The 21,811-nt window shown below is 59.2% G+C and carries 18 protein-coding genes and 1 pseudogene; 5 read left to right on the forward strand and 14 right to left on the reverse strand.

The features are described from left to right. The first annotated feature begins 8 nt into the window (after positions 1–8). Together WBR57_RS12695 and gloB are read left to right on the forward strand one after the other, a co-directional pair. On the forward strand, positions 9–1,574 hold the full coding sequence (locus WBR57_RS12695; RefSeq protein WP_154950123.1) for a GMC family oxidoreductase: 1,566 nt from the start codon (positions 9–11) through the stop codon (positions 1,572–1,574). Next, positions 1,571–2,365, forward strand: coding sequence for a hydroxyacylglutathione hydrolase (gene gloB / locus WBR57_RS12700; RefSeq protein WP_122539259.1), 795 nt, complete (start codon positions 1,571–1,573; stop codon positions 2,363–2,365). The genes WBR57_RS12695 and gloB overlap by 4 nt, the downstream gene beginning before the upstream one ends. A gap of 26 nt (positions 2,366–2,391) precedes the next feature. On the opposite strand, the gene WBR57_RS12705 is transcribed toward gloB, so the two are convergent. From WBR57_RS12705 to WBR57_RS12770, 14 genes are all read right to left on the reverse strand, one after another. After that, entirely contained in the window at positions 2,392–3,654 is a 1,263-nt protein-coding gene (locus tag WBR57_RS12705) for an OprD family porin (protein ID WP_122539260.1), read from the reverse strand. 112 nt (positions 3,655–3,766) lie between these two features. Then, entirely contained in the window at positions 3,767–5,404 is a 1,638-nt protein-coding gene (locus WBR57_RS12710; protein WP_122539261.1) for an AMP-binding protein, read from the reverse strand. Next, a complete protein-coding gene (locus WBR57_RS12715; protein ID WP_122539262.1) occupies positions 5,401–6,141 on the reverse strand; it encodes a nitroreductase in 741 nt (246 codons plus the stop codon). Before WBR57_RS12715 ends, WBR57_RS12710 begins: the two co-directional genes overlap by 4 nt. Before the next feature lie 37 nt (positions 6,142–6,178). Then, the gene (locus tag WBR57_RS12720) at positions 6,179–7,525 is read right to left on the reverse strand and encodes an MFS transporter (protein WP_122539263.1); all 1,347 of its coding nucleotides are present in this window, start codon (positions 7,523–7,525) and stop codon (positions 6,179–6,181) included. Between the two features lie 152 nt (positions 7,526–7,677). Then, positions 7,678–8,694 carry an AraC family transcriptional regulator gene (locus tag WBR57_RS12725; protein ID WP_122539264.1) on the reverse strand — a complete coding sequence of 339 codons (1,017 nt, stop codon included), beginning with the start codon at positions 8,692–8,694 and terminating at the stop codon, positions 7,678–7,680. A 79-nt stretch (positions 8,695–8,773) separates the two neighbouring features. After that, positions 8,774–10,612: an autotransporter domain-containing protein gene (locus tag WBR57_RS12730; RefSeq protein ID WP_122539265.1), complete on the reverse strand. Its 1,839-nt coding sequence runs from the start codon at positions 10,610–10,612 to the stop codon at positions 8,774–8,776. Positions 10,613–10,764: 152 nt separating this feature from the next. Next, entirely contained in the window at positions 10,765–11,373 is a 609-nt protein-coding gene (locus WBR57_RS12735) for a TetR/AcrR family transcriptional regulator (RefSeq protein WP_122539266.1), read from the reverse strand. 67 nt (positions 11,374–11,440) lie between these two features. Beyond that, entirely contained in the window at positions 11,441–13,105 is a 1,665-nt protein-coding gene (gene actP / locus WBR57_RS12740) for a cation/acetate symporter ActP (protein ID WP_154950122.1), read from the reverse strand. Then, on the reverse strand, positions 13,102–13,413 hold the full coding sequence (locus WBR57_RS12745) for a DUF485 domain-containing protein (RefSeq protein ID WP_122538572.1): 312 nt from the start codon (positions 13,411–13,413) through the stop codon (positions 13,102–13,104). Before WBR57_RS12745 ends, actP begins: the two co-directional genes overlap by 4 nt. Positions 13,414–13,658: 245 nt before the next feature. Beyond that, on the reverse strand, positions 13,659–14,486 hold the full coding sequence (locus tag WBR57_RS12750; protein ID WP_122538574.1) for an AraC family transcriptional regulator: 828 nt from the start codon (positions 14,484–14,486) through the stop codon (positions 13,659–13,661). A 127-nt stretch (positions 14,487–14,613) separates the two neighbouring features. Next, a complete protein-coding gene (bktB, locus tag WBR57_RS12755; RefSeq protein ID WP_122538576.1) occupies positions 14,614–15,798 on the reverse strand; it encodes a beta-ketothiolase BktB in 1,185 nt (394 codons plus the stop codon). 40 nt (positions 15,799–15,838) lie between these two features. Beyond that, positions 15,839–16,990, reverse strand: coding sequence for an acyl-CoA dehydrogenase family protein (locus WBR57_RS12760; RefSeq protein ID WP_122538578.1), 1,152 nt, complete (start codon positions 16,988–16,990; stop codon positions 15,839–15,841). Continuing rightward, complete coding sequence (locus WBR57_RS12765) at positions 16,978–18,087, reverse strand: enoyl-CoA hydratase/isomerase family protein (RefSeq protein ID WP_122538580.1); 1,110 nt, start codon at positions 18,085–18,087, stop codon at positions 16,978–16,980. Before WBR57_RS12765 ends, WBR57_RS12760 begins: the two co-directional genes overlap by 13 nt. Before the next feature lie 17 nt (positions 18,088–18,104). Then, positions 18,105–18,878, reverse strand: a complete 774-nt coding sequence (locus WBR57_RS12770; protein WP_122538582.1) for an enoyl-CoA hydratase — start codon at positions 18,876–18,878, stop codon at positions 18,105–18,107. 204 nt (positions 18,879–19,082) lie between these two features. Here WBR57_RS12770 and WBR57_RS12775 point away from each other — a divergent pair, with 204 nt between their 5' ends. The 3 genes and pseudogenes from WBR57_RS12775 to WBR57_RS12785 form a co-directional block, all read left to right on the forward strand. Continuing rightward, positions 19,083–20,141, forward strand: a complete 1,059-nt coding sequence (locus WBR57_RS12775; protein WP_240055780.1) for an AraC family transcriptional regulator — start codon at positions 19,083–19,085, stop codon at positions 20,139–20,141. A gap of 37 nt (positions 20,142–20,178) precedes the next feature. After that, positions 20,179–20,370, forward strand: a complete 192-nt coding sequence (locus tag WBR57_RS12780) for a hypothetical protein (protein ID WP_122538586.1) — start codon at positions 20,179–20,181, stop codon at positions 20,368–20,370. 131 nt (positions 20,371–20,501) lie between these two features. Beyond that, positions 20,502–21,811, forward strand: a pseudogene (locus WBR57_RS12785) (indolepyruvate ferredoxin oxidoreductase family protein); the annotation flags it as partial.

A 21,811-nucleotide genomic window follows, 5' to 3' on the forward strand; every position in this document is an offset into this window, starting at 1 on the left:
CACTCGATATGACCACTTATAGTTTCGACGACGATTCGGTAGTCGTCATCATTGGTTCGGGAGCCGGTGGTGGCACGCTGGCCAATGAGCTTTGCCAGAAAGGCATCCCCGTGGTGCTGCTGGAGGCGGGTAAGCGTCAGTCCCAAGCGACGTTCATTAATGACGAATGGCCTTCCTTCGAACAGCTGTCGTGGAGCGACACGCGTACTACCTCGGGCACCTGGCAGATAGCCCAGGACTTTCCCACGCTACCAGCGTGGATTTGCAAAACGGTAGGTGGCACGACTACCCACTGGGCCGGTGCGAGTTTGCGCTTTCGCGAGCATGAATTCCGCGCGCGGGAAACCTATGGTGAGGTCAAGGACGCCAACCTTCTGGATTGGCCGTTGACCCTTGCAGAGCTTGAGCCTTTCTATGCGCGCGCCGAAGACAAAATGGGCGTTACACGCACCAACAATATTCCCGGTTTGCCAGGTAACAACAACTTCAAAGTGATGTACAACGGCGCGACCCAGCTCGGCTACAAAGAGTGTTCAACGGGACATATGGCGATCAACAGTCGCGCCCGTGATGGTAGAGCTCAATGCATGCAGCTAGGTTTCTGCTTCCAAGGCTGCAAGATGGGCGCTAAATGGTCCACGCTCTACACCGAGATCCCCGCAGCCGAAGCCACCGGAAAGCTTGAGTTGCGCGTTGAAGCCCACGTTGTGCGGATCGAACACGATGCCAAGGGGCGGGCCAGCGCGGTGGTTTACGCCAATGCAAACGGTGAACTGCAACGCCAGAAAGCTCGCCTGGTCGCTGTCGCCGGTAATGCCATTGAAACCCCACGGCTGTTGCTCAATTCAGCCAGTGCGCTGTTCCCTCACGGCCTGGGAAACGGTGCGGGCATGGTCGGCAAGCACTACATGCGGCATACGACGGGCTCAGTGTTTGCCGAATTCAAGGACCCCGTGCATTTTTATCGCGGCAACATCATGGCTGGGATCATCAGCGACGAGGCGCACTTCAAGCCTGATCGTGGTTTCGTCGGTGGCTATGAGATGGAAACGATTTCCCTGGGGCCCTCGTTCATGGCGGCTTTTTTCAAACCCGGGGCCTGGGGACGCGACTTTGCCAGCGTGATGGATAAGTACACCCATCTCGCCGGCATGTGGTTGGTGGGCGAAGACATGCCACGGGAGACCAACCGGATTACCCTGAGCGAGACCAAAGACCGTTTTGGCCTCCCGGTCGCCAACGTGCATTACGATGACCATCCCAACGATGTTGCGATGCGTGAACACGCTTATACCCAAGGTGCTGCAATTTATGACGCGGTTGGCGCACTCAAGACCCATCGCGTGCCTCCCTATCCATCGACCCACAACATGGGGACCTGCAGGATGAGTCGCAAGGCTGCCGACGGGGTCTGCAATTCGTATGGACAAAGTCATGAAGTGCCTAATCTGTTTATTTCCGACGGTAGCCAGTTCACCACCAGCGCCGCCGAAAACCCGACGCTGACCATTGTCAGCCTGGCTATTCGGCAGGCGGAATATATTGCCCAATCGTTAAAGGCCAACGCCGCATGACTGCGGGTACCGTTCAGTCGCTGGACGTGATTGCACTTCCAGCGTTTGAAGACAATTACATCTGGTTGCTGGCTGATCCGCAGTTGCGTGAGTGCGTGGTGGTTGATCCTGGCGATGCAACCCCTGTGATCAATTGGTTGCAAAGCCATCCCCAATGGAGGTTGCGGGACATTTTGATTACCCACCACCACAGCGACCATGTCGACGGTGTGGCGGTGCTCAAGGAACGCTATGGCGTTCGCGTGTTGGGGCCTGCGACGGAACCCATCCCGTGCCGCGATATCGCACTCCACGAGGCCGACCACGTCGTTGTCCTTGGCCGCACAGTCAACACGATTGCAGTCCCGGGGCATACGCTGGGGCACATTGCGTATTACTTGCCCGATGAGGCCGTGCTGTTCACGGGGGACACGTTATTCGCAGGCGGCTGTGGTCGATTGTTCGAGGGCACGGCGGCGCAGATGCTCAATTCACTTGAGCGTCTGGCTGCGCTGCCTGAGGCAACGCGGGTGTACTGCGCGCATGAATATACGCTCAGTAACCTGCGCTTTGCGCACCTCGTTGAGCCCGGTAACCGCGCTATCGAAAACAGACTGCGCGCGGTTGAAATACGCCGCGCTCAGGGGCAGTGCACGCTACCCAGCAGTATCGCCATAGAGAGGGCGACCAATCCTTTTCTTAGAACCCGGCTGCCAACACTGTGGGAACGGCTCGAAAGCCACACTCAATCCTCGGTGGGTTCATCGTTGGCGTGCATGGTCGCGTTGCGTGGCTGGAAGGATATTTTTTAATTCACCTGGATCTGACGGTCCTTTGATCAGAACTTGAAGGTGTACCGCAAGATCAACCTGTTTTCATTGGCACTATCGGCGTAGGACGATCGATTGGTCGAATTGCGCCACTGGGCCGTCACGTTCTTCAGCGGGCCGCTTTGCACTGTATAGGTGATATCAGTGACGCGCTCCCACTCCCTGCCATCCTCGTCTGCCAGGCGCAGGCGGGCCGCCTGGGCTGAAGTCAGCAGCGTCGGGTCAATATCTTGCCCCTTCGCGTATTTCAAACCCAGGGTGAGTCCCGGTAGACCCGCGGCGGCAAAGTCGAAATCGTAGCGTGCGATCCAGACCTGCTCCCGAGGTGCGGTAAAGGTACTGACCAACGACTCGCCGAACAGGTAGGTGTCAGTGCCGTTGAGCATGGCAAACGGAGTGTCGCCCCAGGCTTTCTGCAGGCCAGCGCCGAAGGTGTGGCCGCTTTGGCGAAACGACAACAGTGCGCTGAGTGTGCGGTTGTTCACATTGCCAATGCCTTGATCCCCGCTATCGCCAGCAGAAAAATAGCGCACATCGGACAGCACGGTGCCGCTGCCCACGGCATGCTCATATTTAAGGCCAAGAAAGTTCGTGCGGTACAGGTCTTCCAACTCAGCGATGTGGTAACTCAGTGTGAGTTGGGGGGTCGCTTTATAATCCACCCCAAGGTAAGTGAAGTGATCGGCCTTCACCGGTTTGTAGCCGAACGCCGTGAGGGCTTCGAAGTCGGTCGAGTTGCGTTGTTTCACCGCGTTGAGGCGCAGTGCACTGAAGGTCAGTGCATCGAACTCTTTGGACACTAACATGCCACCCCGGAACACTTGGGGCAGCAGTCGGCTGTTATTGCTCGACAGCAGTGGCATCACCGGATTGAGCCCACCCATACGCAGTTCGCTGCGGCTGATGCGTGCCTTGGCAGTGGGGATGAACTTGGCGTATGCATCCTCAACGTTACGTTGCGAGTCATAAGCCAGCAGGCCGGAGCCCGTGCGGTCAGGGCTTGAGTCCAGCTTCACGCCCAGCAAGCCAAGTGCATCCAGACCGAACCCAACGCGGCCATCGGTAAACCCGGACTGAACATTCAAGATAAAGCCCTGCGCCCATTCATCGCGCTTGGATTGGCTGGCCCCTTCATTGCGAAAGTCTCGGTTGTAGTAGAAGTTGCGCAGCTCCAGGCTGGTGTGAGTGTCGCCGAGAAAGTCTGCGAAGGCGCTGGGCGCCACACAGCAAGCCAGCAGGCTCGTCACCGAGGCGGTACGTGTTGTAAGCATGTCTGATGCACCTTTTGTTGTTGTTTTTGGTGTCTTCAGCGCGCACGGCTCCCCAAAAGCGCATCGGGCGCGCGCTGCGCAATATGGACAGTGTTTGAAAGCTGAGGCGGGGTCAGCCGGCGGAAGCCAAGCGGGTGATCGCCTCTTGGCTACCGGCCAGTTGGCGTAAAATGAACTTCTGGATTTTTCCAGTTGCCGTTTTTGGCACTTCCCCAAATACCACCCGGCTAGGGCACTTGTAGCGCGCCAGTCGTGCCTGGCAGTAAGCGATCAGTTCCGCTTCGCTCGGCACTGGTGCCTGGCTTTTCAACTCGATGAAGGCGCAGGGTACTTCGCCCCATTTGTTATCCGGCTGCGCCACTACGGCGGCGTGCAGCACCGATGCGTGCCCGTGGAGGATGTCTTCGATTTCCACTGAAGAAATATTTTCGCCCCCAGAGATAATCACGTCTTTGCAGCGGTCGGTGATCTGCAGGTAGCCGTCGGGATGTACCACGGCGACATCACCCGTGTGAAACCACCCGCCTTCGAAAGCTTTTTGCGTGGCTGAGGGGTTTTTCAGGTAGCCCATCATCACGGTGTTGCCACGCAGCAACAGCTCACCGGTGGTCTGGCCATCGTGGGGGACAGGTTCAAGGGTTTCGCCGTCGGCCACCATCAAACCCTCGAATACCGCCGCCCGAGCGCCTTGCCTGACGCGCAGCCGGGCTTTGTCGGTCGCGTCGAGTTGGTCCCAACCGTCTTGCCAGACGCAACTGATGGGCGTGCCCGCCACTTCCGTGATGCCGTACACGTGATCCACCTGGAAACCCATGGCCACTACCGCGTCCAGCACGGAGGCCGGAGGCGGCGAGCCGGCGGTCAACACCCGAACCGGGTGCGGTAATGGCGGCGGCGCTGGCGTATTGGCAATCATCGCCATCACCGTTGGTGCCGCGCAGAAATGATCGGCCTGGTGCTCGACGATGGCGTCCAGTACCGCGTCTGCGGTCACTTTGCGCAGGCAAATATGAGTGCCTGCCGCAGCGGTAATCGCCCAGGTGAAGCACCAGCCGTTGGCATGGAACATGGGCAGCGTCCACAAATACCGTGGCGCTTGCGGCAGCGACCAGTTGGTCATTTGCAGCAGGCTCATCAGGTAGGTGCCACGGTGGCTGACCACCACGCCTTTGGGATCGCCGGTGGTACCAGAGGTGTAGTTCAGCGCGATGGGCTGCCACTCGGTTGCGGGCCTTACGCCTTTAAACTGCGGGTCGCCTTGCATGAGCAGGCTTTCATAGTCCGGTGCCTGCGCGTCTGTCCAGGGGGTGGCCAGGTGATCGCGGATCATCACGATGGCCGGCGGCCGCTCAAGCTTGGCCAGTGCCGCGCCTGCCACGGCCATGAACTCGCAATCGACCAATAACAACCTGCACTCGCTGTGCTGCAAGATGAACGCAATGCCGTCAGCGTCCAAGCGATGGTTGATGGTATTGAGAATGGCACCGCTTAGCGGAATGCCGAAGTGGGCCTCGATCATTGCCGGGGTATTCGGCGAGAGGATTGACACTGTCTCACCCGGTTGTACGCCCCGGCTCACTAGCGCTGAAGCGAGGCGATAACAGCGTTCTCGCGTGTGTGCCCACGTGCGCTGCACGTCGCCATGAATGATCGCAATCCGCTCCGGATGAACCAGCGCAGCACGGTCCAGGAACCCCAGGGGGGTCAAGGGCACATGGTTGGCCGGGTTGTGCTCAAGTCCACTGATCATGGGCAGGTCTCCTTATTATTATTGTGAAAAACAGCGAAAGCGCTGACCGGTTCCCGTGCGGTGACCAGCGTGTTTTCAATCGCCTGCGGGTCGGCATAGCCCAGGCTCATGCCACACACCAGCATCTGGTCGGCGGGAATGTTCAGCGTCTGCGCGATAACCGGGTGGTACTTGAGAAACGCCGCCTGCGGGCAGGTGTGCAAACCGCGCCCGCGGGCGGCCAGCATGACGCTTTGCAAAAACATGCCGTAGTCCAGCAAGCTGCCTTGCTCCAATACCTTGTCGACGGTAAACAGCAGGCCGACCGGGGCATCGAAGAAACGGTAATTGCGCCCGTGCTGATGGTGCATACGCTGCTTTTCGTGCTTGGCAATCCCCAGCAACCCGTAGAGGTCCCAACCCACCTTGCGTCGGCGATCCAGATAAGGCGTGGTCCATTCGCGCGGGTAGTATTCGTAGGGGTCCTGCATGTCGCGACTGAGTTGTGGGTCGTTATCGACAGCGGCGATGGCCTGCGACAGCTGCTCCTTGGCGTCACCGGTCACCACGTGCACCCGCCACGGTTGCATATTCACGCCTGAGGCACTGAAGCGTGCGATATCCAGAATGGCCTCGATTTCCTCATGGGCCACGGCCGTCGGAAGAAACGCCCTGACACTGCGACGTGAGCTGATGGTCCAGTCAACAGTGCGCTGCAGTTGCAGCGCAGACAGCGGCGGTGGTGACAAGCGGTCCAAGGTGTACCTCCTTTACATGGCTCAGTCCGGGCGGGGCTCAGCGCGTGAGTACCGCTAACTTGCTGACCCTTTGTGAGTCGGCCCGTGACTGATTGACAAAGGTAACCGCCAGGGCGCCAAGCAGACCCGCCAACGCGATCACCATGAAATTCTGTTCAAGAGGCAGGGCCAGTGACACCAGCCAGCCGATCAGCACCGGGGCGATGATTGCGCCGATTCGGCCAACCCCGGATGCGAACCCTACGCCTGTTGAACGGATTGGCGTTGGGTAGAAATCCCCGGCATAGGCGTAGGCAATCAACTGCGTCCCCAGCGTCGAGGCGCCGACAATGAACACCACCACAAACAGCAATTCGGTGGAGCGAGTAAAGGCCATCGCAGTAAGCGCCAGTGCTCCGACGACATAAAACGCAATCAGCACATGCTTGATATTGAGCTTGTCGCTCAACCAGCCGCCGCCGATCGCACCCACAATCGCCCCAACGTTGAACACAATGACGAAGTTCAATGCCGAGCCAAGACTGTGGCCGGACATCGCCATCAATTTGGTCAGCCAGGAGTTGAGCGCGTAGACCATGAAGAGTCCGGTCATGAACGCCGCCCATATCATCAGGGTACTGAAACCGCGCCCTTCGCTGAACAGGCCTTTGATCGGGCTATCGAGGGCGGCCTTGGCCTCTGCCGGATGACCGGCCAGCAGCGTCTCATCGCTCAGCTCAAGCGTGGGGTTGATTCGCAGCACAATGGTGCGCAGCTCAGCCTGGCGGCCTTGTTTGAGCAGGTACGCCATGGACTCCGGCATCGTCTTCAAAATCAGCGGAATCAGCAGCACCGGCAGCCCTGCCACAAAGAACACCGACTGCCAGCCATGGCTCTCGATCAGGTGCTTACCGGTGAGCGCAACCAGAATGCCGCCCACCGAGTAACCGGCGAACACCAGGGTGACAAGGCGCGTGCGCAGCTTGGCCGGCGAAAACTCGCCCATCTGTGCGGTCACAATCGGTAGTACGCCGCCAATGCCGAGGCCGGCAATGAAGCGCGAAACACTGAAGCTGAAGGGGTCGCTGGTCAGCCCCGCTGCAGCGGTAAACAGGCTAAACAGGGCGACGCAGATGGCGATCATCTTCGGTCGGCCGATGCGGTCTGCCAAGGTGCCCAGGAAGATCGCGCCGAGCATCGTACCCAGCAGCGCCGAACCGGCCATGACCCCTGCACTGGTTGCGTCAATGCCCATGTCCTGCATGATGGCGGGCAGTGCGGCACCGACCACGGCGAGGTCATACCCATCGATTATCAGGATCAGCACACACCAGAACAGAATAAGCCGGTGGAACCCGTTGAATGTTGATTCGCCTGCGAGCGTATAGACGTTCACTGGTGGCATGGCGTGTCTCCTTCAATTTTATTGTTGTTGGTGAAGTCCACTTCGCCACATTCTAGGAAGGCGTCCGCGTGTCGCCCATGCCTGGGCGCATCAATGTGCGTGAGCTGTTTGGGCATGCAAGGGGTGAGAGAGAGGGGGGAATGTGAAGGGGGTTATTCGTCGAGGTGACCGCGTCGATACGCCCCGGGGCTCACGCCAGTCCACTTCTTGAACGCGCGGTGAAAAGCGCTGGTTTCCTGGAAACCGGTGGCGGTCGCGACCTGTGTGACTGTCATTTCTCCACGGGAGAGCAGGTCAATCGCCATGTCGCGGCGCAGGTCGTCCTTGAGGTTTTGGTAGTGCGTGCCTTCGGCTTGTAAGCGGCGCTGCAATGTGGAATTGGACATATGCAGCACCCCGGCGAGGTCATCGCGCTCGGGCCAGCACTCCGGGGCCAAACCCCGCAGGTAACGTCGTATCTGTGCGCTGAGGCTGTCGTCGTTGCGGTATCTGACCAGGAGGCTGGCAGGGGTTTCCTTGAGAAACGGGCCCAAGGTGGCGCCCGACTGGCTGATTTTCATATCCAGGCATTTTTTGTCGAAGCTGATCCAGGTTGTAGAGGCGTCGTAGTCGATGTCTTCGCAGAAGCGCATGCGGTAATCGCTTTGATCCGCGGGCTTGGACGCGCGAAAGCTCAATTTGTGCACGGGAATACGCTGGTTGACTAGCCAGCAGGCAAGCCCGTGTACGAGGATAAACCAGGTGCCGTAGGCAAATAGGCGGCGCAGTACGCCCTTGTCATGCAAAACGATAAACGCCTTGTCGTCCTTGACCACGAGTTCGCCATGCACGTCATCCAGGACCAGCCTCAGAAACGCTAGCATTCTGTGCAAAGCATGGCCGAGGGTAGTGCAGTCGAGCAGCGCCTGGCACATCAGCTTGAAGCTGCCGCGGCGCATGGGATGACTGTCGATGCCGAAGAATTCGTCGTCCAGCAGGTCGGCCAACTCTACCCACAGACGGGCGAAGGCGGTCGCCGACACCCTGGCTTTTGGCGCGTCGAGCAACAGTGGGTCTATCTCTGCGTTGGCCAGGGCCACGGACAGGTCAAGACACCTGTGTCGGGCGCTATGCAACGCTTCATGCACCAGGGCAATGGAGGTGGTGCCTTTGTCCTGTGGGGGTGTCATGACGGCTCCTCGGGCTGTGATCGGCCCTAATGTAGGGCTAATGCACATCGATCGCCAGTCGGAAAGTCCATGACCCGAGTCAGAGATCGTAGCTAAAGCCAGCCATTATCGAGCGATCATCCTGCTGGTTGCCGAAGGTACCCATCGCATTCAAGTTCAAGCCCCATCCTGAGGGCAGGTGGATATCGACTTGCGCGCTCAGCCGCCCGAACGGTCTTTCGTTCGCCCCGTTGACAGGTGTTTTGATGTTGAAATTGGGCGCGTTGCGTTGATAGCTTTCAAGGGTTCGATCACTGTCGGTCAGGGCCCGCTCTGCGGTAAGGCGCAGCAGTGACTCAACGGATACCCCGTGGCTGTTGACGCGCTTGCCGATCTGCCCGCCAAGGCTGGCGTTCAGCTGTTCGTATTGCTGGCCGCGCACGCCCATGCGCAGCAGCGAATCGCCTTGCTCAGTGTAGCCACTGATCCTGCTGCGCCAGTAATCCAAGCCGACCACCGGGGCCAACTCAACGGACTCAAAGTGAAACCATTGGCCGGCACGCACTGCGGCACTCAGCACATTGGCATTGGGTGAGGCAGCCAAGTTGTCGAACACGCCTGCCCGTGAGATATCGAATTGGCCGGCGCCATAGGCCAACCCCATGTTGATAAATGTCCCTTGTGCGGCAAAGCTCGCCATGACCGCGGCCTGGCCCATCTGCAATGCGGTGTTGCTGCCACCTTCGCTTGCTTGTCTGGATTCTATATCTGAGTAGTTAATAGCCGCGCCGAGCGTCCATTCACTTGAGAGTCGGTAGTCGACACCGATACTGAGGGCGTTGTTCTTGAAGGTGTCTTTTCCAGGGTCGAGCCCAGGCCCAGGCATCTGCGAATGGTCGGCCCCATTAGCGACGCCACCGTTGATAAAAACGGTCCAGGGTGAAGCCTGATTACGCGCCTCAATATCGATACCCCGCAGGTCATATCGACTAATCAGCGGTTGAAGAAAGTTGGCGCCTGCCGAACCGACCATGGTCGATTGCACGCTGAGGGTGTTTCGAGCATTGATGATATTGGCGATATAACCTGCAATCAGTCTTTCAAAGCGATCGGTGTAATGAATGCTGTCCTTCATTAAATAGGTGTTCTGTTGCGCAAGGGACAGTTTGTCGCATTGGTTGGCCTCGCAATTATCCAGGCTGGTGATATGAGTGAAACCATATTTCCCGGGGTCACTGACCGTGTTTTTCAACAAGCTCAGTACATCGAAATAGTAGATGTTGACGTTGGAAATATTAAGCGCCAGCAGTTTCTGGTTGAAGGTCTTGGCACTAATTGAAAGCGCTTCAAGGGCCGGGTCTGCCGCAAGCGACGGGGCTGCCAATAACGAGACGTCATCAGAACCGATCAGCACAAAGTTATGTGCACCCAGTGCCTGAAGTGTTCGGATGCCGGTTTCTATATTGCTGACGTAGGTATCCAATGCGGCGAGGGACGCATCATCGAAAATATCGTTGGTGCCAATCCAGATGCCAATCAGATCATTTTTGCTCAAGGATTTTTTTCCACTGACCACGTCACCGCTGAACTTTTCTATTTGGGTCAGAAAACCGGTGGGCGCCCCCACCAAGGCGTCGTCAAAACCGGTATATCCGCTCTTTGCGCCGCCGATTGCATAACCGTTGGTATCGCTGAAGGCCAGCCCGGACAGGCCGGGTAGTACTTCGGCCCATGTGTTGCCATTGGTGAATTTCCCATCCGCGCCCGGGTAGCGACCAGGCGCGTTGCCGATGGCTGCGCCAAATTCACGCACAGAAATGCCATTGTCGGTGAGGCTGTCGCCGAAGGAATAGAAAGAATTGCCCTGGGCGGAGTAAGACGATAGCGACAATACGCCGGCGATCAGGATACTGCGGACTCGCGTGTCTGTGATGTTCACTGTCTCTACCTGTTTTTATTGTTTTGGCAGCGTTTCCGAAAATACGGAAAAAGTGTGTTGGTTATGCAGTCACATGTTTCTGTCAGCGAGGATTATGCGCAGGGCAAGGCGTGATAAAAATGTCAGAATTCAAAAAATCACTTATGTGTTTTCTAAACTAAACGACTGACACTTGTACGTTTGTGTATTAGCAACTTATTTATTGCCGTCGTGAGGAAATCTTGCAGGAATTCATGCTGTTGGTGCTGATTCAACGCTAAACCCGTCAGCCAGGCGGGTGCACACTGCAGCAAGTTTGCGATAATTCTGGCAATCGGTACTGCTTGAGGATCAACGGTTTGGACAGGTGCGCCCAAGGTCATATAAAGTCCGCCTTCGTAGTCTTCACGCAGCCTGTACAGACGCTGCTGTTGTTCTTCGGTCAAGCACCCAATGTCCCGCTCCGCCAGGCGCAAGTGCCACGGCATTTCTGCATGCAGGCGCAGGTGTACCTGGATCAACAGGTTGAGTTTTTCCGGCTTTTTTACTGCTGCGCGCCTCACGCTGGCGACGGCGGCAAGCAACTCCTCATACAGCTCTTCAATCAGGTCGAACAACAGCTCCTGCTTACTGGGGTAATGGTGATAAAGCGCACCCGGTGACAGGCCCAGGGAGGAGGCAAGTTCACGCATGCCGACCTGACTGAAACCTTTGCTGGCCAGCAGTTCCAGCACCTGAGGGCGGTACTGTACGAAATGCGATCGTCGCTCAGAAACAGGCATCGTCGGCCTCCCCATAACGCAAAAAAAGGAGCGTGACGCGATTGCGCCACGCTCCCGCAAGAAGTTTTCAGTGTTGTGCGGCTTTCTCAGCCCCCCAGCCGGTTTCGGCACGCACGCTTTGCTGCTCATAGGCATCCCGTTCGGTAGTTGTGCTCGGGCTGCGATCCAGGCAGGAAACGCCCCACGCGACGGCGAAGGCCAGCGGCATCGAGAACAGGGCGGGGTAGTCGTACGGGAACAAGGCCTCTGGGTGATGCAGTACCTTGACCCATACCCCCGGCGACAGCAGCACCAGCGCCAGGGAGCTGACCAGACCGCTCAGCCCGCCCCACAGTGCGCCACGGCTGGTCAGACCTTTCCAGTACATGGCCAGCAGCAGAATGGGGAAGTTTGACGAGGCCGCAATACCAAAGGCCAGCGCCACCAGGAACGCCACGTTCTGCCCCTTGAACAGAATCCCCAACGCAACTGCCAGCACACCCAGGATCACGGTGGCCCAACGGCTGACACGCATTTCCTTGCCGCTGTCGGGTTTGCCCTTGCACAACACGTTGGCGTAGAGGTCATGGGAGATGGCGGACGCGCCGGCAAGCGCCAGGCCCGACACCACGGCCAGGATCGTCGCGAAGGCGACGGCGGCGAGGAAGCCGAACATCAAATCACCGCCCAAGGCTTGCGCCAGATGCATGATTGCCATATTTACGCCGCCCACCAGTGGCCCGCCGATCACGCCTTGGTCGAAGTAGCTGGGGTCGGTGCCGACGATGCTGATGGCAGCGGTGCCGAGGATGCACACCAGGATAAAAAACAGACCGATCAAGCCATAGGCCACCAACACCGATTTGCGCGCCGCCTTGGCGTCCGGAACGGTGAAAAAACGCATCATGATATGCGGCAAACCGGCGATGCCGAACAGCAGCCCCAGGGACAGGGAAATCATCGACACCGGGTCCGTGGCGATCTTCAACGGCCCGAGAATCAGCTTTCCGCTCTGGTGTGTCGCGACGGCGCTGTCAATCATGCGCTCCATGCTGAAGCCAAAGTGCTGGAATGCCAGCCCGGTCAGCAGGATGCCGCCACTGAGCAACAGCACGGCCTTGATGATCTGCACCCAGGTGGTCGCCACCATGCCGCCGAAAGTGACGTACACCACCATCAGCACACCGACGCAGACCACCGCGACTTCGTAGTCGAGGCCGAACAGCAAGTTGATCAATTGCCCGGCGCCGACCATCTGCACAATCAGGTAGAAACATACGATGACGAACGAGCTGAACGCCGAAAACAAGCGAGTGGTCACCGGGTCGAGGCGGTAGGCGATGATGTCGGCCAGGGTGTAGCGCCCCAGGTTGCGCAGACGCTCGGCCATCAGGAACATGATCAAGGGCCAGCCAAGAATCGCGCTGACCGAGTAGATCATGCCGTCGAAACCGGTTGAAAACACCATGCTCGACACGCCCAGCAGCACGGCGGCGGACATGTAGTCACCGGCAATCGCAAAGCCGTTTTGTACACCGCTGATGCCGCCGCCGGCGGTATAGAAATCCGCCGCTGAGCGTGTGCGGCCAGCCGCCCAGTAGGTGATGCCGATGGTGGTCACGACGAAGGCCAGAAAAATCGCAATGGCAGTCATGTTGGGCTGACGCGCAACGGCTTGGCTGGTTTGAGCCAGGACCGCAAAGCTGCACAGGCAAAGCACCGCCGTGGCTAATAACAGGCGAGGGGCCTTCATGGTTGCACCTCCGACAGCAGCGCCTGGTTCAGCTTGTCGAATACGTGGTTGGCGCGAAACACATACAGCCCGGTCAATAGCCAGGAGCCGAAAATCAGGATAAGTGCCGACCAGATCCCCACCGTGATGCCACCGCCTACAGGCACATGCAACAGGACATGGGGGAACCAGGACACCGCCGCCACAAACAGCGAATAAAGCGCTAACACAATGGCACTGAGGGTGAAGGTCAGGCGAGCGCGGCGCCGGACCAGTTCGCGATAACGCGGGCTGCTGCGCAACGCCTGATAGGCAGGGTGCAATGACATGTTGAGCTCCTTGATACCTTGATTGTTATTGGCTGGAGTTTTTTGTTATTGGGTTGCCGTGCTTGCGCACAGCGGGTGCTGCATTACGCCCCGCAGCGTTTCCATCACGTGCGGGGTGCATGTCGGACTCAGCCTTGCAGGTGTGATGAGGACGTCATGTCCGGTGTAGGTGGCGTTAGCTTATCCAGTGCGTCACTGGCATTTAAATAACCCGATGCGCCGATTAACTTGCATAACCCGCCAGTTCATCGCGGCGCCTGCCCCTCAGGTTTTCGCGGGCTGCACCAGCGCGTGGGGGAAAGGCCGAAGGCCTTCTTGAAGTGCCGGGTCATATGACTCTGGTCGAAGAAGCCGGCTTCGATCGACGCATCCGACAACCCTTGCCCGGCCTGGACGAGAGCCTTTACGCGATCGAGGCGACGCAGCGTCAGATAGCGATGGGGGCTGGTGCCGAAAAACTCGCGGAAGTCACTCGACAGGCTCCAGCGGTCGCGCCCGGCGCAATGAGCGAGGTCATCGAGGGTGATTGCCTGGTCGAGGTTGTCGTCGATGTATTCGCGCGCGATGGCAGCAGCCGCAAAGTGATGGGACGTACTGACAAGGTCACTGCTGGCGACGCTGGCGAGGGTGATGACAAACGTGTAGAGCGCGTCATCCTCGGCCATGGAGTCCAGGTCAGCATCCAGTGTGTTGAGCAGTGCGTCGGCGGCCACCGCCAGTTGCTGATTCTGAGTGATACCGGCGCCGAAAAAGGGCAGGGCGCTGCCCTTGATGATGTCTTGAACCAGCGAGGGCGGCACATACACGCCGCGATAGTGGAAACCAGCGTCGGAGCCGGCGCAACCATCATGGGATTCATCCGGGTGAATGATCATGGTTTCGCCGGGCAGGCACAGCTTGGATTCGCCCCGATAGTGAAAGCGGTGTACGCCCGACAGGGTCCGCCCGATTGCGTAGGTATCGTGTCGGTGCGGATCAAACGCGTGCGAACCGAAATAGGCTTCAAAACGCTCTACTTTTGAGGTCGGCGCTGCGTGTTTCACCCAGTCTTGTTTCGGTTGGTCGTTTTGCATGTTGGCGCACCGAGGCGATACCGCTGTTGTCGGGCAGAGCATAAGCAGAGGCAACGCCGTTTGGCTTGGACGTTTGTGGGTTTAACCTGGCCTGGCGGTTTTTGCGGGGCAAAAGCCGACCGGTGGGTTACATCCGCTCAAGAATGGCGGCACTCCCTTGGCCACCGCCAATGCACATGGTGACCAGGGCATAGCGCCCGCCACTGCGTTGCAGCTCATGGATCGCCTTGATTGCAATCACTGCACCGGTCGCCCCCACCGGGTGCCCGAGGGAGATGCCCGAACCATTGACATTGACCTTGTCCGGGTCAAACTCCAGTTGCTGCGCCACGGCACAGGCCTGGGCCGCAAAGGCTTCATTTGACTCAATCACATCGATGTCCTGGATGCTCAAGCCGGCGCGCTTGAGGGCCAGGCGGGTCGCCGGAACAGGGCCGATGCCCATGTAGTCCGGATCGACACCGGCATGGGCATACGCGACCAGGCGCGCGAGGGGCTGCAGGTTGTGTTGCTGGATCGCGCTGGCGTTTGCCAGCACCACAGCCGCCGCGCCGTCGTTGAGGCTTGAGGCATTGCCGGCGGTGACCGTTCCGCCTTTCTGGAACGCCGCATGCATTCGGCCCAGTTGTGCGAGGTCGAGATTGGCGCGCACGTTTTCATCGGTATCGAACAGCACCGTCTGGCGCTTGACTTGCACCTCAACCGGGACGATCTGCGCCTTGAATCGGCCTTCGCTTACCGCGCGAGCAGCGCGTTCCTGGCTCTGCAGGGCCAGACAGTCCTGCATGTCACGGGTAATGCCATAGCGCTCGGCAATATTTTCGGCGGTCACGCCCATGTGCGTGCGCTTCCACGGGTCATGCAGGATGCCATTCATGTAATCCACGGCCTGGCTATCACCCAGACGGCTGCCCCAGCGCAGGCCGGGCAGCAAGTAGGGGCCACGGCTCATGGACTCCGCGCCACCGGCTACGGCCACTGAATAATCCCCCAGCAGAATGCCCTGCGCTGCATTCAGGATGGCTTGCAGCCCGGAGCCACACAGGCGATTGACGTTAAAGGCCGGGGTTTCCTGGGGTATCCCGGCACCCATCGCCGCGACTCTGGAGAGGTAGGCATCCCGGGGCTCGGTGGGCACCACATTGCCCATGACAACGTGGCCGATAGGCTCGCCACCGATCCCGGCATGGATCAAGGCGCCTTTGACGGCGACGGTGGCCAGGTCAACCAGTGGCACATCTTTCAGGCTGCCGCCAAAACTGCCGATGGCGGTACGCGCCGTGCCAACGAAGAACACATCTGTGTGGGCCATGGAAGGCTCCCGTTTTGAGAAGTAAAGGTTCGAGGGGTAGTCAGATCGAGTAGTTCGCCAGCTCGCGGGCAATCAGCAACCGCTGGATTTCGCTGGAACCTTCGTAGATCTGAGTAATACGGGCATCGCGGTAATAGCGCTCCACCGGGTAATCCTCCAGGTAGCCATAACCGCCATGAATCTGGAGGGCTTTGGAGCACACGCGCTCTGCCATCTCCGAGGCAAACAGCTTGGCCTGGGAGGCTTCGGACAGGCAGGGAAGGCCCGCGCTTTTCAGGCGTGCAGCGTGCAGGATCAACAAGCGTGCGGCATTGAGTTGTGTGTGCATGTCGGCCAGCAAGTTGGCAATGCTCTGGTGCTCGTTGATCGGCTTGCCGAACTGCACGCGGTCGCGGGCATACACCAGTGCCGCCTCAAACGCCGCGCGGGCGATGCCCAGCGCTTGGGCGGCGATGCCGATGCGCCCGCCTTCCAGGTTGGACAGGGCAATCGACAAGCCCTTGCCACGTGCGCCGAGCAGGTTGCCTTCGGGTATACGGCAATCGTTCAGGGTGACGGCGCAGGTATCGGAGGCGCGAATGCCCATCTTTTTCTCACTGCGCTCAACGCTGAAACCTGGGGTGTCAGTGGGTACCAGAAACGCCGACAGGCCTTTCTTGCCCAGCGCAGGGTCCGTGACCGCAAACACAATCGCCAGCTTGGCCCGCTTGCCGTTACTGACAAACTGCTTCGCGCCATTGAGCACCCAGTGCCCCTCATGCAGTTCTGCGCGGGTCCGCAGGTTATGCGCCTCTGAGCCGGCCTGGGGTTCGGTCAGGCAAAAGCAGCCGATGGTTTTGCCGCTGGCCAGATCCACCAGCCACTGATCCTTTTGGACCTGGCTGCCGTAGTTCAGGACCGGGCCGCAGCCCACCGAGTTGTGGATGCTCATCAGTGCCCCCACTGCACCATCGCCTGCGGATATTTCTTCCACGGCCAGGGCATAGGCCACGTAGTCGATGTAGGTGCCGCCCCATTCCTCGGGCACGACCATCCCGAGCAGACCCAAGTCGCCCATTTGAGCTACCAGCTCATCCGTGATCCAGCCGGCTTTCTCCATGGCTTCGGCCTGGGGGGCAATCTCGCCACGAGCGAAATCGCGGGCCATGTCGCGGATCATGCGTTGTTCGTCGCTCAGTTCTAGATCGTGCATGCCAGTGCTCCTGGATAGCGGCGAGCAGCGCCGGCGGCGAAGTCGCAGAAAAAATCCTGCACCTGTGCAGGCTCAAGCTGGGCCAGGGTCGCCGGACGCCAGACTGGGGTTTTGTCCTTATCGATGAGCAGTGCGCGAACGCCTTCCATCAGGTCTCCCGCCGCGAACCACCGAAGGTTGAGTTGCAGCTCCTGGGCAAAACAATCGCTTAGAGACAGTTCGCGGCCACGGCGCAGCAGCTCAAGGGTGATGGCCATCGCCATAGGCGACCGGCTATTTAGGACATCGACCGTTTCTTCGGCCCAGTCCTGAAACTCCGGCGTCGTTTCTGCCTGGAGTGCTGCGTGAATCGACTGCACGTCTGGGTGCGAGAAGTGCTGATCAATGGCGGGCTGCATTGCCTTAAGCTCCGACCCAGGGAATTTATTGACACCCAGTGTGGCGATCAGCGACCGCAACGCTTGTCCGGGTTGCTGGGGCCAACTCATGTTGTTCAGGCAGTGATCCAGCTCCGCGATCTGCGTGCTGCTGATGCACCAGTCTGCGAGCCCGGCATACAGGGCGTCGGCAGCGCGCACCTGAACACCCGTTACGCCGAGGTAGTCGCCCAAAGCGCCCGGCAGGCGCGACAAGAAATAACTGCCGCCGACATCGGGGAAAAAACCGATCGCAACTTCAGGCATGCCCATTCGGGTGCGCTCGGTGATCACGCGCAGGCTCGCGCCTTGGACCAGTCCCATGCCACCCCCTAGTACCAGGCCGTCGATCAGCGCCAGGACTGGCTTTGGATAGGTATGAATGTATTCATCCAGCGCGTATTCCTCGGCGAAGAACACCTGGTGCACGCCATCAGCTACTTGTTGGCTTTCGTACAACATGCGGATATCGCCGCCGGCGCAGAAGGCCTTCTCGCCAGCCGCGCGCAAGACCACTGCCACCACGTCCGGGTCCTGCTCCCAGGCGTGCAGGTGTTGCTGGAGCAGGCGCACCATGGTGAGTGTCAGCGCATTGAGGCTCTGCGGGCGGTTCAGGGTCAGGTGGCCTATGCGATTACGGACGGTTGCCAGAATCGAGGGTTCAATTTCTGTGCTGCTCATGCTGAGTCCTCGGCCTATCAGCAGTGTTTGAACTGCGGCGCCCGTTTTTCGACGAAGGCAGCCATGCCTTCCTTCTGATCGGCAGTGGCAAACAACGAATGGAACACCCGGCGCTCAAAACGCACGCCTTCACTGAGGCTGGACTCGAAGGCGCGGTTGATACTTTCCTTGACCAACATGGTGGCTGGCAGGGATTTTTCGGCGATGGCGCTGGCGACCTTGAGGGTTTCCTCCAGCAGTGTTTCAGCCGGAAAAACGCGCGCGACCACGCCGGCGCGCTCGGCTTCTTCTGCGCCCATATGGCGCCCCGACAGGCACATTTCCATGGCCTTGGCTTTGCCAATCGCACGGGTCAGGCGCTGGGTACCACCCACGCCCGGCAACACACCCAGGGTAATCTCCGGCAAGCCGAAACGCACATTGTCGGCCGCGTAGATGAAGTCGCACATCAGGGCGAGTTCGCAGCCACCGCCCAGGGCATAGCCGGCCACAGCGGCGATCAGTGGCTTGCGGCGACTGGCAATGCGGTCGGCGGCCGAGAAGAAATCATCGAGAAACACTTGGGGGTACGTGAACTCGGCCATTTCCTTTATATCGGCACCAGCGGCAAAGGCTTTGGTGGAGCCGGTGATGACCATGCAGCCGATCGCCGGGTCCTTTTCCAACTGATCCAGGGCCATGTTCAGCTCGGTGATCACCTGGGTGTTGATGGCATTGAGTGATTTAGGGCGGTTCAACGTGATCAGGCCCACACGCTCATGGACTTCCAGCAGCAGGGTTTCAAACGGCATGGTTCAGACTCCGTAGATTTGCATTAACGGCCAGACAATGACGACCCTTTTAAGGTGGCCATTCGAGTTAGGTTGCTTTAGATATTGAATTTGGCCTAGCTTAGCCAGCGTGACCGGGGTCTTGAAATAACCCGATCCGCCGAATAGTTTGCATATCGCGCCATGTCAGCCGTCAACAGAGGAGTGCAGCAGGTGGAGCATCCCGTGGACAACACCTTACCCATGACCTTCGTTCAAGGCTTGCTGCAAGGGGCTCTTAACATCTGCAGCGAGGGCGATATCCGTGCGTTCGTCGGCGCCGCAGGCATTGCCGGGCACTTGCTTGAGGCGCCGGGCGCGCGGGTGACCTACGACCAGTTCGTGCGCTTGTACCAGCAGGTTGCGTTGGGCACCGATGATGAAGTGATGGGGCAGTTTTCCAGGCGCATGCGCAGCGGCACGCTCAAGTATTTGTGTTCGAGCCTGCTGGATGCTCGCTCGCTGGGGAACGCGATGTACCGCTTCACACGGTTCTGGAACCTCTTGCTGGACGACTATCGTTTTGGCTACAGCGAGCACGACGGCCAACTTGTTATCTCGCTGGAGGCACGCGATCCTGGCGCCAACGCCCAACGCTGGGGGCACGAATTGATGATGAAACTGGCGCACGGCGTGGCGTCATGGCTGGCCGGCCAGGAGATCCCGCTGCACAGCGTGGCGTTCTCCTTCGCCACGCCGGTATATGCGTCGGAATACATGCATATGTTCCCTGGCCCCATCCGTTTCGAGCAGCCGTGCACGGCGTTATCGTTCGACGCTGCGTGGGGTGCACTGCAGTTTCGTCGCAGCAAGGCCGAGTTGCTGCCGTTCCTGCGCGAAGCCCCACGCTACTGGCTGTTCACCACGCTCAAGGAGCGCCTGGTGGCGCAACAGGTGCGACAATACCTGCTGGCCCATCTCAAGCAGGCTGACACCATCCAGGGCGCGGCGACCGCGCTTCTGCTGTCCACCCGTACGTTGACGCGCCGGCTCAAGGAGGAGGGCACCAGTTACCAGATGGTCAAGGACGCACTACGCCGAGACATCGCCGTGCAGCAGTTGATCCACACAGATCTTTCCATCACGCAGATTGCCTTGGGCTTGGGGTTTGATTCCACAGCGGTGTTTCACCGTGCCTTTCGCGGCTGGACCGGCAGTACACCTGGCACGTATCGACGACCAGGTACGGACCTACAAACGTACAATCCAATTGCAGCGCCAGCCGATAAAGTCAGCTCCACATGACGGCTGATCCAGGCTGTCATCGCTACGGAGCAAGGTTATGACCCTCTATCTGAGTTTGATCATTCGCCCTCATCGCAAACGCAGCGACAGTGTTTACCTGCTGCTGGCGCTCCTGATGGGGGGCTTCTTCGGTGGCGTCATGGGGGTCAAGATTTCACTCGCGGCAGGGCTGGCGATTGGTGTGTTCTCCACGCTGGTGCTCTACACGATGTGGCGTTCGCCGGGCTAGCCAGCCCTCTTACCGCTTAGCCCCAAGACAGACGTAAGACGCGCGGCCGCTCCATGCAGCCGCGTGAGGTCAAGTCGCGCCTGCTCTTAACTAAAAACAATAAATACCCCAACCAAGGGGGGAGTTGAATGATGACCCTGAAGACCGTCCAGCTCGACGATAAATACACGCTTTCCCAAGGGCGTATTTTCATCACCGGCACCCAAGCCCTGGTTCGATTGTCGATGACCCAGCGTCAGCGTGATCAGCAAGAGGGCCATCACACGGCCGGCTACATTTCCGGCTATCGGGGCTCGCCGTTGGGCGGTCTGGATGATCAGTTGGACAAGGCGAAAAAGCACCTTGAGCAGCACCACACCCTGTTTGTGCCGGGTATCAACGAAGATCTGGCGGCCACCACCATCTGGGGGGCGCAACAGGCTCACCTGAGCGGTGAGGGCAAGTACGACGGCGTGTTCGGCATGTGGTACGGCAAGGGCCCCGGCGTTGACCGCACCGGTGATGCGTTCCGGCATGCGAACCTCGCGGGCACCGCGCAGTTGGGCGGGGTGCTGGTGCTGATGGGCGATGACCATACCTGCGAATCGTCCAGTACCTGCCACCAGAGCGAATTTGCCATGGTCGACGCCATGATTCCGGTACTCAGCCCGTCCGGCGTCCAGGAAATCCTCGACTTCGGTCTGATCGGTTGGGCGTTGTCGCGTTACAGCGGCTGCTGGGTCGGCATCAAATGCGTCAAGGACACCGTCGAAGCTACGGCGACCATTGACGTTGACATAAACCGCGTGAAGATCCATATCCCCCAGGACTTTGCCCTGCCGCCGGATGGCCTCAATATCCGCCAGCCCGATACCCCCCACGCCCAGGAAGCGCGGCTGCACCGCTACAAGCTGAATGCGGTGCGCGCCTTTGCCCGTGACAACGCGCTGGACCGCGTAGTCATTGACGCCCCTGGCGCTACGCTTGGCGTGATTACCCACGGCAAAAGCTACCTGGATGTACTGCAAGCACTTGACGACCTGAACCTGAGCGAACAGGCCGCCGCTGTCATGGGCTTGCGCATTTACAAGGTCGGGATGGTCTGGCCTCTGGAACCTGAAGGCGCGCTACATTTTGCCGAAGGCCTGAACAAAATCCTGGTGGTGGAGGAGAAGCGCAGTCTGCTCGAATTCCAGCTCAAAGAGCAGTTCTACGGCCGTGCTGGCGCCCCGGTCATTGTCGGCAAACAGGATGAGGCGGGCCAGACGCTGTTCCAGTCGGAAATGGCCCTCGATTCCAACCAGATCGCTATCGCCCTGGGTGAACGCCTGCTCGAATTGGGTAGCAGCCCCAGCCTGCGTCTGCGCATTGAAGAGCTGCGTGCCTACCAAGTGGTCAAGGGCGACACCGAGTTGCTGGCACGCAGTTATTACTTCTGCAGCGGCTGCCCGCACAGCTCGTC

Origin of the sequence: Pseudomonas sp. (assembly GCF_049590575.1) — a bacterium.
Lineage (GTDB): Bacteria > Pseudomonadota > Gammaproteobacteria > Pseudomonadales > Pseudomonadaceae > Aquipseudomonas.

Coding starts and splice junctions, on each gene's coding strand:
- WBR57_RS12695 (WP_154950123.1), top strand. CDS start 9: ATGACCACTTATAGTTTCGACGACGATTCGGTAGTCGTCATCATTGGT.
- gloB (WP_122539259.1), top strand. CDS start 1,571: ATGACTGCGGGTACCGTTCAGTCGCTGGACGTGATTGCACTTCCAGCG.
- WBR57_RS12705 (WP_122539260.1), bottom strand. CDS start 3,654: ATGCTTACAACACGTACCGCCTCGGTGACGAGCCTGCTGGCTTGCTGT.
- WBR57_RS12710 (WP_122539261.1), bottom strand. CDS start 5,404: ATGATCAGTGGACTTGAGCACAACCCGGCCAACCATGTGCCCTTGACC.
- WBR57_RS12720 (WP_122539263.1), bottom strand. CDS start 7,525: ATGCCACCAGTGAACGTCTATACGCTCGCAGGCGAATCAACATTCAAC.
- WBR57_RS12725 (WP_122539264.1), bottom strand. CDS start 8,694: ATGACACCCCCACAGGACAAAGGCACCACCTCCATTGCCCTGGTGCAT.
- WBR57_RS12735 (WP_122539266.1), bottom strand. CDS start 11,373: ATGCCTGTTTCTGAGCGACGATCGCATTTCGTACAGTACCGCCCTCAG.
- actP (WP_154950122.1), bottom strand. CDS start 13,105: ATGAAGGCCCCTCGCCTGTTATTAGCCACGGCGGTGCTTTGCCTGTGC.
- WBR57_RS12745 (WP_122538572.1), bottom strand. CDS start 13,413: ATGTCATTGCACCCTGCCTATCAGGCGTTGCGCAGCAGCCCGCGTTAT.
- WBR57_RS12750 (WP_122538574.1), bottom strand. CDS start 14,486: ATGCAAAACGACCAACCGAAACAAGACTGGGTGAAACACGCAGCGCCG.
- bktB (WP_122538576.1), bottom strand. CDS start 15,798: ATGGCCCACACAGATGTGTTCTTCGTTGGCACGGCGCGTACCGCCATC.
- WBR57_RS12760 (WP_122538578.1), bottom strand. CDS start 16,990: ATGCACGATCTAGAACTGAGCGACGAACAACGCATGATCCGCGACATG.
- WBR57_RS12765 (WP_122538580.1), bottom strand. CDS start 18,087: ATGAGCAGCACAGAAATTGAACCCTCGATTCTGGCAACCGTCCGTAAT.
- WBR57_RS12770 (WP_122538582.1), bottom strand. CDS start 18,878: ATGCCGTTTGAAACCCTGCTGCTGGAAGTCCATGAGCGTGTGGGCCTG.
- WBR57_RS12780 (WP_122538586.1), top strand. CDS start 20,179: ATGACCCTCTATCTGAGTTTGATCATTCGCCCTCATCGCAAACGCAGC.